At 61.6% G+C, this 13,772-nt stretch carries 13 protein-coding genes; 6 read left to right on the top strand and 7 right to left on the bottom strand.

What is annotated here, in order from left to right; translation table 11 throughout:
• Positions 1–29: 29 nt before the first annotated feature.
• Positions 30–830, bottom strand: a complete 801-nt coding sequence (locus tag ACE4RL_RS15635; protein ID WP_375598031.1) for a DeoR/GlpR family DNA-binding transcription regulator — start codon at positions 828–830, stop codon at positions 30–32.
• A gap of 184 nt (positions 831–1,014) precedes the next feature.
• On the opposite strand from ACE4RL_RS15635, the gene ACE4RL_RS15640 reads away from it, so the two are divergent.
• Both ACE4RL_RS15640 and rhaI read left to right on the top strand, forming a co-directional pair.
• A complete protein-coding gene (locus ACE4RL_RS15640) occupies positions 1,015–3,111 on the top strand; it encodes a bifunctional rhamnulose-1-phosphate aldolase/short-chain dehydrogenase (RefSeq protein ID WP_375598032.1) in 2,097 nt (698 codons plus the stop codon).
• A gap of 151 nt (positions 3,112–3,262) precedes the next feature.
• Complete coding sequence (gene rhaI, locus ACE4RL_RS15645) at positions 3,263–4,552, top strand: L-rhamnose catabolism isomerase (RefSeq protein ID WP_375598033.1); 1,290 nt, start codon at positions 3,263–3,265, stop codon at positions 4,550–4,552.
• A gap of 82 nt (positions 4,553–4,634) precedes the next feature.
• Here rhaI and ACE4RL_RS15650 read toward each other — a convergent pair whose 3' ends face one another.
• Positions 4,635–5,096, bottom strand: coding sequence for a DUF5680 domain-containing protein (locus ACE4RL_RS15650; RefSeq protein WP_375598034.1), 462 nt, complete (start codon positions 5,094–5,096; stop codon positions 4,635–4,637).
• 93 nt (positions 5,097–5,189) lie between these two features.
• Here ACE4RL_RS15650 and ybaK point away from each other — a divergent pair, with 93 nt between their 5' ends.
• Entirely contained in the window at positions 5,190–5,663 is a 474-nt protein-coding gene (ybaK, locus tag ACE4RL_RS15655; protein ID WP_375598035.1) for a Cys-tRNA(Pro) deacylase, read from the top strand.
• A 127-nt stretch (positions 5,664–5,790) separates the two neighbouring features.
• On the opposite strand, the gene ACE4RL_RS15660 is transcribed toward ybaK, so the two are convergent.
• The 4 genes from ACE4RL_RS15660 to ACE4RL_RS15675 all read right to left on the bottom strand — a co-directional run bounded on the left by ACE4RL_RS15660 (position 5,791) and on the right by ACE4RL_RS15675 (position 9,075).
• Positions 5,791–5,937, bottom strand: a complete 147-nt coding sequence (locus ACE4RL_RS15660) for a DUF1127 domain-containing protein (RefSeq protein WP_375598036.1) — start codon at positions 5,935–5,937, stop codon at positions 5,791–5,793.
• Between the two features lie 262 nt (positions 5,938–6,199).
• Entirely contained in the window at positions 6,200–6,331 is a 132-nt protein-coding gene (gene cydX / locus ACE4RL_RS15665; RefSeq protein ID WP_375598037.1) for a cytochrome bd-I oxidase subunit CydX, read from the bottom strand.
• 9 nt (positions 6,332–6,340) lie between these two features.
• Positions 6,341–7,486: a cytochrome d ubiquinol oxidase subunit II gene (gene cydB / locus ACE4RL_RS15670; RefSeq protein WP_375598038.1), complete on the bottom strand. Its 1,146-nt coding sequence runs from the start codon at positions 7,484–7,486 to the stop codon at positions 6,341–6,343.
• The gene (locus tag ACE4RL_RS15675) at positions 7,483–9,075 is read right to left on the bottom strand and encodes a cytochrome ubiquinol oxidase subunit I (RefSeq protein ID WP_375600298.1); all 1,593 of its coding nucleotides are present in this window, start codon (positions 9,073–9,075) and stop codon (positions 7,483–7,485) included. Before ACE4RL_RS15675 ends, cydB begins: the two co-directional genes overlap by 4 nt.
• Positions 9,076–9,250: 175 nt before the next feature.
• On the opposite strand from ACE4RL_RS15675, the gene cydD reads away from it, so the two are divergent.
• Both cydD and cydC read left to right on the top strand, forming a co-directional pair.
• Complete coding sequence (gene cydD / locus ACE4RL_RS15680; RefSeq protein ID WP_375598039.1) at positions 9,251–10,969, top strand: thiol reductant ABC exporter subunit CydD; 1,719 nt, start codon at positions 9,251–9,253, stop codon at positions 10,967–10,969.
• Positions 10,966–12,618, top strand: coding sequence for a thiol reductant ABC exporter subunit CydC (cydC, locus tag ACE4RL_RS15685; protein ID WP_375598040.1), 1,653 nt, complete (start codon positions 10,966–10,968; stop codon positions 12,616–12,618). Before cydD ends, cydC begins: the two co-directional genes overlap by 4 nt.
• Positions 12,619–12,630: 12 nt before the next feature.
• Here cydC and ACE4RL_RS15690 read toward each other — a convergent pair whose 3' ends face one another.
• Positions 12,631–13,353 carry a Crp/Fnr family transcriptional regulator gene (locus ACE4RL_RS15690; protein ID WP_375598041.1) on the bottom strand — a complete coding sequence of 241 codons (723 nt, stop codon included), beginning with the start codon at positions 13,351–13,353 and terminating at the stop codon, positions 12,631–12,633.
• Between the two features lie 185 nt (positions 13,354–13,538).
• On the opposite strand from ACE4RL_RS15690, the gene ACE4RL_RS15695 reads away from it, so the two are divergent.
• Positions 13,539–13,763 carry a hypothetical protein gene (locus ACE4RL_RS15695; RefSeq protein ID WP_375598042.1) on the top strand — a complete coding sequence of 75 codons (225 nt, stop codon included), beginning with the start codon at positions 13,539–13,541 and terminating at the stop codon, positions 13,761–13,763.
• The last annotated feature ends 9 nt before the right edge of the window (positions 13,764–13,772 follow it).

The raw sequence follows: 13,772 nt of genomic DNA on the forward strand, positions 1-13,772 counted from the left end.
GGTTTGCTCTTGGTTCAGTCATTGTCAGTTCAGGCCACATTTGCTTCGGCCTGCCCTGTTGCGTCCGCCACGATGAGCCGCACGCCTGCCGTATCCAGCATCTGGCGGTCTTCGTCGCGGATGCCGCTATCGGTGATGACAGCGGCAATTTGATCGAGCCCGCACAGAATGAGGCTCGAACGTCCCGAAAATTTTGAGGAGTCGGCGAGAACGATCAGCTCATCCGCCTGCCCGATCAGTGCCAGCTCGGACTGCACCACCATGGGGTCGGCCTCCATCAGGCCGTGCACGCCGATGCCCTGACAGCCGATGAACATGCGCTTGGCGTAGAAATGGCTCGCCACCACGCCACCAAAGGGCGAAAGGATGACGTTCTGCTCGCGATAGACCGTGCCGCCGGGAATGACGACGGCATTGCGCGAGTTGTGAATGAGGAATTCGGCGATACCGAAGCTGTTGGTGAAAACGCTCAACCGCTTGCCAGTCAGGTGATGCACCATCTGGTAGGTGGTGGTGCCGCCATTGATGATGATCGGCTCGCCATCGCGGCACATGTCGGCCGCCGCGCGGGCAATTGCGCGCTTTTGCGAGATGTTGATCGTTTCGTTGACGGAAAAGGGTCGTCCAACCAACCCACCTTGGGATGGCGGATTGATCGCTTCGGCCCCACCCCGCACGCGGCGGAGCCGACCCTGCTCATCCAGCGAGGCAATATCGCGGCGGATAGTGGCTTCCGAGGACCCGGTCACTTCGCAAAGCTCGGCCACTGTCACCACTGGATGGGACTGGGCGGCAGCCAATATGACACGGTGGCGTTCCATTTCGTGCAAGGCAGATACTCCCTGGATGCATTTGCTTCCACCAATTTCGGGCAGAGTCAATCACCATTTCGCATATTTCAGTCATGAGCGCGCACAAATGACCAAACATGATGGTTTCTGATTGACTTTGTGGATCGTTCTATGGCCATCTCCGGCCAACCCAGTCTGTTGCCCTAACTTTGGGAGGAACCCTATGTCCACCGCGCCAAAGCGCCTTGAAAACAAGTGGGACGACGCCAAGGCCGCGTCCATGAGCGAGCCGGAACGTCTTGTCTATCGGTCCAATCTGCTCGGGTCCGACAAGCGCGTCACCAATTATGGCGGCGGCAACACCTCCTCCAAGATCTGGCAGAAAGATCCGCTGACCGGCGAAGAGGTCGAAGTACTGTGGGTCAAAGGGTCGGGCGGCGACAATGCCTCGATCAAGCTCGATGGCTTCGCCACCCTTTATATGGACAAGCTGCGCGCGCTGAAGGACCTCTATCGCGGCGTAGAATTCGAAGACGAGATGGTGGGCTACCTGCCCCACGCCACCTTCAATCTCAATCCGCGCGCGTCCTCCATCGACACCCCGCTCCATGCCTATGTGAATCGGCCTTATGTCGATCACATGCACCCGGACGCCATCATCGCCATCGCGGCCTCGAAGAACTCGAAAGAGCTGACTCAGCAGATTTTCGGCGACAAGATCGGCTGGCTGCCATGGAAGAAGCCCGGCTTCGAGCTGGGCCTGTGGCTGGAAAAATTCTGCTTCGAAAACCCCGACGCTGAAGGCGTGGTGCTCGAAAGTCATGGCTTGTTCACCTGGGGCAATACCCCCAAGGAATGCTACGAAACCACGATCCGCATCATCAATCAGGCGATCGAGTGGTTTGAAAAGCAAACCGAGGGCAAGACCATTTTCGGTGGCGCTGCCACCCAGTCCCTGCCGGCAGAGCAACGCCGGGCCATTGCCGCCCGCCTGATGCCCAAGATCCGCGGCTTCATCTCGGAAGACAGCCACAAGCTGGGTCATTTCGACGATAGCGACGCCGTGCTCGAATTCGTCAATTCCAACCATCTGCGTCCGCTGGCAGCGCTGGGCACCTCCTGCCCGGACCACTTCCTGCGCACCAAGATCCGCCCGCTGGTGATCGATTTCGACCCTGCCAACCCCGATGTTGATGCCGTTATCGAGGGTCTGGCCGACCAGATCGCAGCCTATCGCGTCGACTACCAGGCCTATTACGATCGCTGCAAGCACGACAATTCGCCTGCCGTGCGCGACCCCAATGCCGTGGTCTACCTGATCCCTGGGGTGGGCATGATCACCTTCGCCAAGGACAAGGCCACTGCGCGCATTTCGGGCGAGTTCTATGTCAACGCCATCAACGTGATGCGCGGCGCCTCGACCGTCTCCGAATATCAGGGCCTGCCTGAGCAGGAAGCCTTCGATATCGAATACTGGCTGCTCGAAGAGGCCAAGCTGGCCCGCATGCCCAAGCCGAAATCGCTGGCCGGCAAGATCGCCCTGGTCACCGGCGGCGCGGGCGGCATCGGCAAGGCCACGGCCGCGCGTCTCCTGCGTGAAGGCGCCTGCGTTGTGCTGGCCGATATCGATCAAGGCGCGCTGGACAATGCGACCGAGGAGCTGACCGGTGTGTTCGGCAAGGACTTTGTCCGTCCGGTGAACATCAATGTGACCAAGGAAGAGCAGATCATTTCCGGCTTCGCCCATGCCGTGGTCGAGTTCGGTGGCCTGGACATTCTGGTGTCGAACGCTGGTCTTGCCTCCTCGGCGCCGATTGAAGAAACCTCTCTCGAGCTGTGGAACAAGAACATGGACATCCTGTCCACGGGCTATTTCCTGGTCAGCCGCGAAGCTTTCAAGATCTTCCGCGCGCAGAAGATCGGCGGCAATGTCGTGTTCGTGGCTTCCAAGAACGGTCTGGCCGCGTCGCCCAATGCCGCCGCCTATTGCACCGCCAAGGCTGCCGAAATCCATCTCGCCCGCTGCCTGGCGCTGGAAGGGGCGGAAGCGCAGATCCGCGTCAATGTGGTCAATCCCGATGCCGTCTTGCGCGGGTCCAAGATCTGGGCCGGCGAATGGCTCGAGCAGCGCGCTTCGACCTACAAGACCGACAAGGACGGCCTGGAGGAAATGTACCGTCAGCGCTCCATGCTCAAGCGCTCGGTATTCCCCGAGGATATTGCCGAGGCCATCTACTTCTTCGCTTCGGAAGCCTCGGCCAAGTCCACGGGCAACATCATCAATGTCGACGCGGGCAACGCCCAGTCGTTCCCGCGGTAGGAAAAGGGAGGAGCCCCCTCACCGACTCGGCTTCGCCGAGCCACCTCTCCCCGAGTGGGAGAGGAATAAGAGGCCACCGGACCATTCTTCTCCCACTCGGGGAGAAGGTGGCGCGCAGCGCCGGATGAGGGGGATCTCAGGGAGAAAGAAAATGACCGAACACATAATCGACCCATCCGTTGTCGAAGCCGAAAACGCCAAGCGTGCGGCTGACCTCAATGTTGACTATGACACCCTTGGTGAGCGTCTCGACCGGCGCGGCATTGCTATCGACGACATCAAGGAAAAGCTCGCAGGCTTCTCGGTCGCCGTCCCATCGTGGGGCGTCGGCACGGGCGGCACCCGCTTTGCCCGCTTCCCGGGAAAAGGCGAGCCACGCGACATTTTCGACAAGATCGAAGATTGCGCCGTCATTGCCCAACTGACCCAGGCGACTGATACGGTCTCGCTGCACATTCCGTGGGACAAGGCCGACCCGAACCGTTTGAAGCAGGCCGCGAGCCGCTTTGATCTTGGCTTTGATGCGATGAACTCCAACACGTTCGCGGACGCCAAGGGGCAGATGCAGAGCTACAAGTTCGGCTCGCTTTCGGCCGCCGACAAGGCCACGCGCGACCAGGCTATCGAGCATAATCTGGAATGCATCGAGATCGGCAAGACCATCGGTTCCAAGGCCCTGACGGTGTGGATCGGCGACGGCTCGAACTTCCCCGGTCAGGTCAATTTCGCCAATCAGTTCGAACACTATCTGGACTCGATGAAGTCCATTTATGCCGCCCTGCCCGAGGACTGGCGCGTCTATACCGAACACAAGATGTACGAGCCGGCGTTCTATTCGACGGTCGTGCAGGATTGGGGCACCAACTACATTATCGCCAAGGAGCTGGGCGACAAGGCCTTTTGCCTGGTCGATCTCGGCCACCATGCGCCCAACGTCAATATCGAAATGATCGTCTCGCGCCTGGCCCAGTTCGGCAAGCTCGGCGGCTTCCATTTCAATGACAGCAAATATGGTGACGACGATCTCGACGCCGGCTCGATCGATCCCTACCGCCTGTTCCTGGTGTTCAACGAACTGGTCGATATCGAAAGCCGCGACGCCGGTTTCCACCCGGCCCATATGCTGGACCAGAGCCATAACGTCACCGACCCGATCGAGTCGCTGATGCTTTCGGCCGCCGATGTGCAGCGCGCCTATGCCCAGGCTCTGCTGGTCGACCGTAAGGCCCTCAAGGCCGCGCAGGAAGGCAATGATGCCCTGGCCGCCACCCAGGAGTTGCGTAACGCCTATCGCACCGACGTCGAGCCGATCCTGGCCATGGCGCGTATGGAGTTGGGCGGCGCGATTGATCTGCTCGGCACCTACCGGGCCTCGGGCTATCGCGCCAAGGTCGCCGAAATCCGGCCAGAGATCGAAGCGGGCTCCAGCGGCATCGTGTGAGGCTCAAACAGCTCATTTTCCGCGGCACCTCCCCGCCAAGGAAAATGAAAGGCCCGGTGAACATCACCGGGCCTTTTTTGTCTCAGGGCTTCACCAGCCCGCCGAAATAGTCGAGCGCATAGGCTTCGACGCCATCGACCTCTATCGCCTCTCGCCCGCGAAAACAGGCGACCTGTCCCTCGCTCCGGTCGGTATAGCGGCCAAAGGGGCCGATCCAGTCAAAGCCGCCAAGGAACCGCCCTTGCTGGTACATGGTGCCCAATGCCGCCATGATCGTGGCGCCGGCCCGCTCGGCATCGATCAGGTCAGCACGCAGTATCTGGCCGTAATAGTTCATCGCCCAGACAGGTTCATGGCTACGCCAGAGCACCTCCTGTCCCAGAAAGTCCGTGCCGCCAAAATAGCTGTCGAGATAAAGCCACTCGCCCTCGGACCAGCTGAGGTCGTGAGAGCTGGGACGGCTCGGCGCCGTCCGGCTCCCCCCACCGACATAGCTGGCCGCCTTGGCCCGGACGATGATGGCGTTGAGTTCTGCTGCGGTCATGATCGCTCCTTGCCGTCCCAGTGTTGGGCCCAGGGAATGCCATCTCGTGTCAGCATGGCTTGCGCGATTGCCGGGATTGCCTAAAACAACGCCATGTCCAAGACCACTCCCGCAACGCTGGCACTTGCCAAATCCGGAATCGCCTTCAGCCTGGCTCACTACGCCTATGACCCCGATGCCGAGCGCGTTGGCCTACAGGCAGCGGAGGCCATGGGGGTGTCTCCGGCCGAAGTGTTCAAGACGCTGATGGCCGAGCTGGATGGCAAGCCGGTTTGCGCGATCGTCCCTTCGGACGAAGAGGTCAACATGAAGAAGCTGGCGGCGGCACTGGGTGGCAAGTCCGCCAGCATGATGAAGCCAGCGGATGCTGAACGCCTGACGGGCTACAAGGTGGGCGGCATCAGCCCGCTGGGCCAGCGCAAGCAGGTGCCCACCGCGCTCGACGAACTGGCCACGCTCTATGACGAGATTTTTCTCAATGGCGGACAGCGCGGACTACAGATCCGGATCCGGCCCGCAGACCTGGTCCAGGTGCTAGGATGTGTTGTGGCGGATCTGGTGCGCTAGGCATCGAGTGGCTAACCCGACGCTGCGCGCTCAGCGCTCGGGGCAAGACCAGCCATCACCCAAAAACGACAAAAGGCGCCCAGATGGACGCCTTCATCGGATGACTTGGAGGTCAGTCGGTCGCTGATCAGGCGATGTAGGTGCCGCGAGCGATGGCGCGGATGTCACCCTTGGTGATGCCGAGGTCGTTCAGCTGACGGCTGTCGAGAGAGTTCAGCTCACGCAGCGTGCGCTGGTATTTGGCGTAGTCGGCGATCTTCTTGGCGATGTTCATTTTGGTTTCCCCTTCGTTTGATACCCCTTATCTAGATCACCTTGGTCGTGATTAGTAGGTGGCCATTGTGCACATCCGTTATGCATCCGGTGCAAACGAAAGAGGCATTTCTGTCGCAATGATGCCCAAGTCGCTAGGGCGAGGCAATGAGGCGACCCGGCGAGACAGGGCCCCAACCCATTGTATTTGAACACGAAAGAGCCAGCCTCGTCGCAAGTCGAGACCGGCCCGATTTTTTGACCATCTGGTCAACAGGTAGATGCTAGCGGGTAGCTCTATCTCTGTTCTGTTCGCGTGCTACCCTGCGGTCTTCGCGCATTTCAAACCACATGGCATTGAGAATGCCGAAGCTGCAGGCCAGGCTCAGCCCCAGGATCCAGGAAAAGTACCACATGACGTGCTCCTAATAGGCGTTGGGGTTCTTCGAGAGGCTTTCAGTGGTCACCGTGCCGCGCATGACCCGGAACACCCAGGCGGTGTAAAGGATGATGAGGGGCAAGAAGACCACCGTAGCCAGCAGCATGATGAACAGCGTCAGATGGCTCGAGGAGGCATCCCACAGGGTCAGACCCGCATTCGGCATGGTCGAGGACGGCAGGAAGAACGGGAAAATCGATACCCCAGCGGTGGCGACAATGCCGAATATGCCGGCGCTGCTGCCGAGATAGGCCAGCCGGCGATAGCGTCCCATCAGGCCGAGCGTGGCCAGGGCCATGCCGGCGAAGCCGAGCACTGGCGCCGCGATCATCCAGGGATACAGGCCGTAATTGCGCAGCCAACCGCCCTGAACAAGCTCTACTGTCTTACCCAACGGATTGATCAGTCCATTAGGGTCGATCGTGCTGGTCACAACATAACCGTTCATCAGCGCCACCCAGATGCCGCCAATGGCAAACAGGGCGATGGTGGCGATGCCGGACAGGGTGCCAAGCTGGCGCGCCCGCGCGGCAATCGGGCCGGCCGTCCGCCCCATGATCAGGGTGGCGCCATGCGTCACGATCATGCCCAGGCTGACCAAACCTGCCAGCAGGGCAAAAGGCATCAGCAATTGGAAGAAATTGCCGGTGTAGAAGATGCGCAGGCTGTCGTCGAAGTGGAAGGGCGCACCCAACAGCACATTGCCCACGGCCACGCCCATGATCAGCGCCGGCACGAAGCCACCGACGAACAGGGCCCAGTCCCAGGTTGTCCGCCAGCGCGGGTCACTGACCTTGCCGCGGAACTTGAAGCCAACGGGCCGCAGGATCAGCGCCAGCAAGATCACGATCATGGCGAGGTAGAAGCCCGAAAAGCTCACCGCATAGAGCGGCGGGAAGGCAGCAAAGATCGCCCCGCCCCCGAGCACCAGCCAGACCTGGTTGCCTTCCCAGGTCGGGCCGATCAGGTTGAGCAGCACGCGCCGCTCTTCATCGGTCCTGGCGACGAAGGGCAACAGCGCCCCGACGCCCAGGTCGCGCCCGCCCATGATGGCAAAGCCGATCAGCAGCACACCCAGCAGCAGCCACCAGATGAGCCGCAGCGTTTCGTAGTCGAGAGGAATGGTGCTCACGAGCCAAGCTCCTTGGTTGCGGGTGTGGCAGGCAGGGTGGTGATGACGAAGTCGTCCTCGTCATCATTGGTGAACAGCTTCTCCTTGGGACCGGCCTTGATGATGCGCACCATGAGCATGACCATGATGACCAGCAGAACGGTGTAGAGCAGCACGAAGAAGGTGAGTGACAGCACCAGGTCCGTGACCTGCAGACCCGACGCGGCATAGAAAGTGGGCAATACGCCTTCCACCACCCAGGGCTGTCGTCCGAACTCGGCAATGAACCAGCCGCTTTCGATGGCAATCCAGGGCGTGGGCAAGAGGAACACCGTGAACCACAGCAGCGGCTTGTTGGTGTCGATCCAGCCGCGAGACGCGCGGTAGAACCAGAGCCCGAAGAAGGCGATGAAGAAGAATCCCAGCCCCATCATGATGCGGAAGGTCCAGAAGAGCGGCCAGACATCGGGCACGGTGTCCTCGGCTGCCTGGGCAATTTCCTCGTCCGTGGCGTTCTGCACATCGTCCCGATAGCGCTTGAGCAGCAGCCCATAGCCAAGGTCTGGCCAGGTCTCCTCGAACACGGCACGCGCTTCGGTATTGCTGCCATCGGCACGGATCTGCTGGAGCGCTTCATAGGCGACCATGCCGGAGCGGATCCGGTTCTGCGCCCGGTCGACCAGTTCGTAGATACCCGGCAACTCCTTGTCGAGCGAGCGCGTGGTGATGAGACCCCCAACCCACGGCACAGAGAGCGACCAGACCGGTTCGCCATCCTCGCCGGGAATGGCCAGAATGGTCCATGGCGCCGGTGCCGGTTCGGTGTGAAAAGCGGCTTCGAGCGCCGAGACCTTCATGATCTGGTGTTCGGTCGCCACATAGCCGCTTTCGTCACCCAGTACGACGACCGAAAGGGCCGAGGCCAGGCCGAAGCTGGCGGCGACGACCGCCGAGCGCTTGGCCATTTCGACATGCTTGCCCTTGACCAGGAACAGCGCCGAAATCGAGAGCACGAATATGGCGCCGCAGACATAGCCTGCACTGACCGTGTGCACGAATTTGGCCTGGGCCACCGAATTGAAGATCACCGCCATGAAGTCGGTGATTTCCATGCGCATGGTGTCGGGGTTGAACTTGGCGCCGACCGGGTTCTGCATCCAGCCATTGGCAATCAGGATCCAGAGCGCGGAAAAATTGGCGCCAAAGGCGACAAGCCAGGTGACGACCAGGTGACCTACCTTGCTCAGCCGGTCCCAGCCGAAGAAGAACAGGCCCACGAATGTGGCTTCGAGGAAGAATGCCATCAGGCCTTCAATGGCCAGCGGCGCCCCGAACACGTCGCCCACATAATGGCTGTAATAGCTCCAGTTCATGCCGAACTGGAATTCCATGACAATGCCAGTGGCCACGCCCATGGCAAAATTGACGCCGAACAAGGTTCCCCAGAACAAGGTGGCCTTGCGCCAGACATCGCGCCCGGTCATGACATAGACGCTCTCCATGATGGCCATCATGAAAGAGAGCCCCAGGGTCAAGGGCACAAAGATGAAGTGATACATCGCGGTAGCGGCAAATTGCCAGCGCGAGAGGTCGACGACGAGCATGTCTATCATGGCACGTTCTATCTCTCCGGTTGCGACGGCCAGAGTCGGGGCCGTCTGGTGCCGCTTGCTTAGCGCAGCCAGACTGACCGCCGCCTTGATTCAGATCAAGGTGCTTGGCCATTGAACGCTCTAGGGTAAGGTACCCGCCCATCTCGATACGAAGCTCAGACATTCCCCGCCGGTGACAACAATCAAGACAAAAGCCAAGGCGCTCGATGGCCTGACCCGCAGGGGCGGCCTTGCCCTGCTCGCTGCCATCACCGCACCATTGGCGGGTGGCATGCTGCTGGTCTGGCAGGCCTGGACGCTGGCCGATGTGCTGGGCCGCGCCATTGAACAGGGCGAGCCAGCCAGCGCGTTGCTGCCGGCAATCATGCTGATCCTGGCATTGCTTCTGGTGCGGTCAGGGCTAAGCGCTCTGGGGGAGCAGGCGGGACTGATTGGCGCCGAAGCCATCAAGCGCCATTTGCGCCAGTCGCTCATGACACAGATGCTGTCTCGCTCACCGCGCGCCAGTGCGATCCCGCCCTCCGGTGTGGCCGCCGCCGCAATTGTCGACCAGGTTGATGCCTTGGAGGGCTATTTTGCGCGCTACCTGCCGGCGGCCCTGCAGGCCGCGCTGCTGCCGCTGGTGTTCGGCGCCATCATCCTGCCGCTCGATTGGGTGGCCGGGGTGCTGTTTCTGGTCACCGCCCCGCTTATCCCCATCTTCATGGCGCTGGTTGGATGGGGCGCGCAGATCGCAACGGACCGGCAGGCACGCGCCCTCAGCCATTTGTCCGGCCGCTTTGCCGACCGGCTCAAGGGCTTGCAGACCCTTAAGCTGTTCGGGCGCGAAGCCGCGGAAACGGCTGGCATTGTGCAGGCCAGCGAGGCGCTGAGGCGGCGCACGCTCAAGGTGCTGCGCATTGCCTTCCTGTCATCGGCGGTCCTCGAATTCTTTGCAGCGCTTGGCGTGGCCGGCATTGCGCTCTATGTGGGCCTCACCTTCATCGATTATCTGCATCTTCGCAGCAGCCCTCTGACGCTGGGACTGGGCATGTTCCTGCTGCTGATGGCACCCGAGGTCTACAACCCTCTGCGCCTGTTCGCCTCGCACTATCACGACCGCGCCACGGCCCGTTCGGCGATGGAAGAAATTCTGACGCAAATGGATATTGCGACAATCGAAAACGCGCCCCTGGCCGACATTGCGCCCAGGCCAGGTCCGGCCATAGCCGTTGGCCTGGCACACGTCACCCTGCGGACCCCGGATCGCATGGCCAGCATTGCGCCGAACCTTGACCTTGATGTCCCTGCCGGACAGCATGTTGCCCTGCTTGGCCCGAGTGGCGCGGGCAAATCGACCCTGCTCGAAGCCATTGCCGGGCTGCGCGATCATACCGGCGATCTTCTGCTAGATGGCCAGCCGCTTGAGCAATGGTCAGAAACAGAGCTGCGCGCCCGCACATTTCTGCTGACGCAGAAGCCGCGCATCATCCATGCCAGCATTGCCCAGAACATCGCACTGGCGCGTCCCGGGGCAAGCGGCCGGGAGATCGAAATAGCCGCGGAGCGCGCGCTGGTTGCCGACTTCGCCTATGCCCTTCCCGATGGCCTCGACACGCTGGTGGGCGAAGATGGCGTAGGCCTTTCGGGGGGGCAGGCCCAGCGTGTGGCCCTGGCCCGCCTTTTCCTGCGAGACGCCGGGCTTGTTCTGCTGGACGAGCCGACGGCGCATCTCGACGCCGCCATGGAACAGGAGATCGCAGACCATCTCCTGGATTTTGGCAAAGGCCGCACCATGATTATCGCGACCCATTCGGAGGCTTTGGCGGCAAGGATGGACAGGGCCTACCGGCTGGCCGGCGGCCAGCTATTCGCCTCCCCTCTGCCCGCCTCCAAGCGAGGTGTTGCATGAAGGCGCTACTGACCTTTCTGCCCCTATTCCGCCAGCGGGCCGTTGGGCTGCTCTTCGCCCTCGGGCTTTCGCTGGTGACACTGATCGCAGGGGTTTCCCTGCTGGGAACCTCGGGCTGGTTCATCACGGCGACGGCGCTGACGACGGCAGGACTTGGCTTCAATCTGTTCGTGCCCTCGGCCATGGTGCGTGGCCTTTCGTTCGTGCGCATCCTGGCGCGCTACGGAGAGCGGCTGATCGGCCACAATGCCACGCTGCGCCTGCTGTCAGATCTGCGCGGCTGGCTTTTTGCCCGGCTGTTTCCGCGGCTGCCGCTACCCGATCGCTCGCTGCGCCATGGCGATCTGGTGTCCCGCATGACCGCCGATATAGATGCGCTGGACACGGCGTTTCTGGTCGCGCTTGGTCCATTGGCAGCCGCGTTGTTTGTGGGTGTTGCCATGACCAGCATTCTGGCGCTCTTTCTGCCGGGTGCCGCGTTGCCCTATGGAACGGCCTTTGCGCTTGCCGGCCTGGCCGTGCCGGCGATCATGGTCTTTTCCGGACGGAAGGCGGGACGCGACAGCGTTCAGGCCCGGGCCGACCTGCGAATGGCCGTGCTCGATGGGGTCAACGGTCATGCCGATCTGGCGGTGCTCGGTACGCTAGGCAGCGCCGCCGAACGCTTCGAGGCGTTGGGCGAGCAGGCTTCGCATCTGCATTTGCGGCTGGGCGCTATCACTAGCCTGGGCGGATTTGCGGTTCAGCTGCTCGCCGCGGGCGCTTTGGTCGCCACGCTATGGGCGGGCCTGATGGCGCTGGAACAGGGCCAGGTCGGCGGACCGCTGATGGCAGGACTGCTGCTGGCCGTTCTGGGGAGTTTTGAGGTCACGAGCCTTATTGTGCGCAGCTCAAGCAAAGCCACCCAGGCCATGGCGGCCGCTGAAAGGCTGGCAGCCCTGGCTGAACTTCCCCCCGCCATCGTCGAACCGGCTCTGCCTGTGGCCGTGCCGGTGCCTGCCGCCATCACCTTCGACAATGTCACATTCGGATATGCCGGCCTGCCGCCCGTGCTCGACGCATTGTCGTTTGCGGTGGCTCCCGGCGAACGAGTCGCCATTGTCGGCCCGAGCGGAAGCGGCAAGACAACGCTATTGCGGCTGCTGCTGCGCTTTGCCGATCCGCAGGCGGGGACAATCCGCGTCGGCGAGGTTGCCCTGCCTCTGATTGGCAGTGATGCCCTTTATGCGCACATGGCTCTGCTCAGCCAGGACAGCCCCGTCTTCATCGACACGATCCGCAACAACCTGCTGATCGGCCGGGCCGATGCCAGCGAGGACGATCTGTGGGCGGCTCTGGGCAAGGCGCAGCTTGATGGTCATGTCAAATCGCTGCCGGCCGGGCTCGATACCATCGTGGGAGAAGCCGGCCGCACCCTATCTGCCGGGCAAGCCCGCCGCATGTGCCTTGCGCGGGCGCTCCTGTCGAACGCGCCGGTATTGCTGCTCGACGAGCCGACCAACGCGTTGGATCGCGACACAGAAGTCGCTTTCTTCAAGGTTTTGGCCAGCGCCTCGGAGGGGCGCACCGTGATCATGGCCACCCATGCCAATATCCCTGACGGCACGGTTGACCGGGTACTGAGACTGGAGGGCGGACGACTGGATTAGCCGCCAGCGCCGTCACCCACACCTGACCCGCAGCCGAGCCAGATCCGGCACCATCACGTGACGATAGTTGGCGATTTCGATGACACCGTCGGCCTTGAGCTTGCTGATCTGCCGGCTCACCGTCTCGATGGTCAGGCCCAGGAAATCCCCAATATCCGCCCGGCTCAGCGGCAAATCGAAATTGGTGTCGGGTGTCTCTTCGGTTGGGTCGATGTGGGTGGCAATCAGATAGAGAAAGCTGGCGACTTTCTCGGCAGCACTCTTGCGCCCCAGCGTCACCATCCAGTCGCGCGCTTCGTCCAGTTCGCGCAGGGCCTGCATCATCACCCGGTGCTCCAGGCGGGCATTGTCCGAAAGCATGCCCTCAAGCACCGGTTTGGGGATAACGCAAAGGTCCACTTCCGATGCCGCCTCCGCGCTCACCCGGCTTTCCGAGGCAAAGGGGCGCCCGAGCAAGTCCGGCGCGAACTGCAGGCCAACGACCTGTTGCCTTCCGTCTTCAAGCACCTTGGACAGCTTGATCACGCCACGCAGCACATTGGCATAGCTGGAGATAGGCATGGCGTCGGCGAGAAGTTCTTCACCTGCATCCTTGCGCACCCGGCGAGTTGATTTTGCCAGTTCACTCAATTGTTCGGAGGTGAGCGCACCGCAAATACCCTGATGCCGCGCCTCGCAACTTTGGCACAGGACCGGCACTTCGGAATTGTGGATGTCCTTGCGTAGCGTCTGCATTGGCATGCTCCTGATGCCGCGAGGAATAAGCCCTGCCCGGTCCTAGTATAAGCCGCCAGACGGTCGCTGCGCCAAGAGGTCGCAGACGGTTTCTCTTTGCGCAACAAAAATGAAGTGAGCGCCAAAAGATTGCACGCGGGCGCCGGGCATGTCTCAATGTGGAAGGTTTGGAAACGGAAGCAAAAATGCGCGTCAATGTTTTCATCTCGGAGAGCACCGGTGGCGAGCCGCCTCAATTGCTGATTCTGTCCCTTGAGCCAGAAGCAGCCATACCGCGCCAACTGCAGCATCTTGAGTGGCGCCACTTCGCCACCACCATGACCGACGACAAGCTTCTTGGCGCCTCATCGGCTCAAGTTGAGTCGGCGCTTGCCAAGGATGGCTACGCATTGGTCTCTCCCACCGGGTAACAGACATGC

The sequence above is a fragment of the Devosia polycyclovorans genome (assembly GCF_042181575.1).
Classification (GTDB): Bacteria; Pseudomonadota; Alphaproteobacteria; order Rhizobiales; family Devosiaceae; genus Devosia; species Devosia polycyclovorans.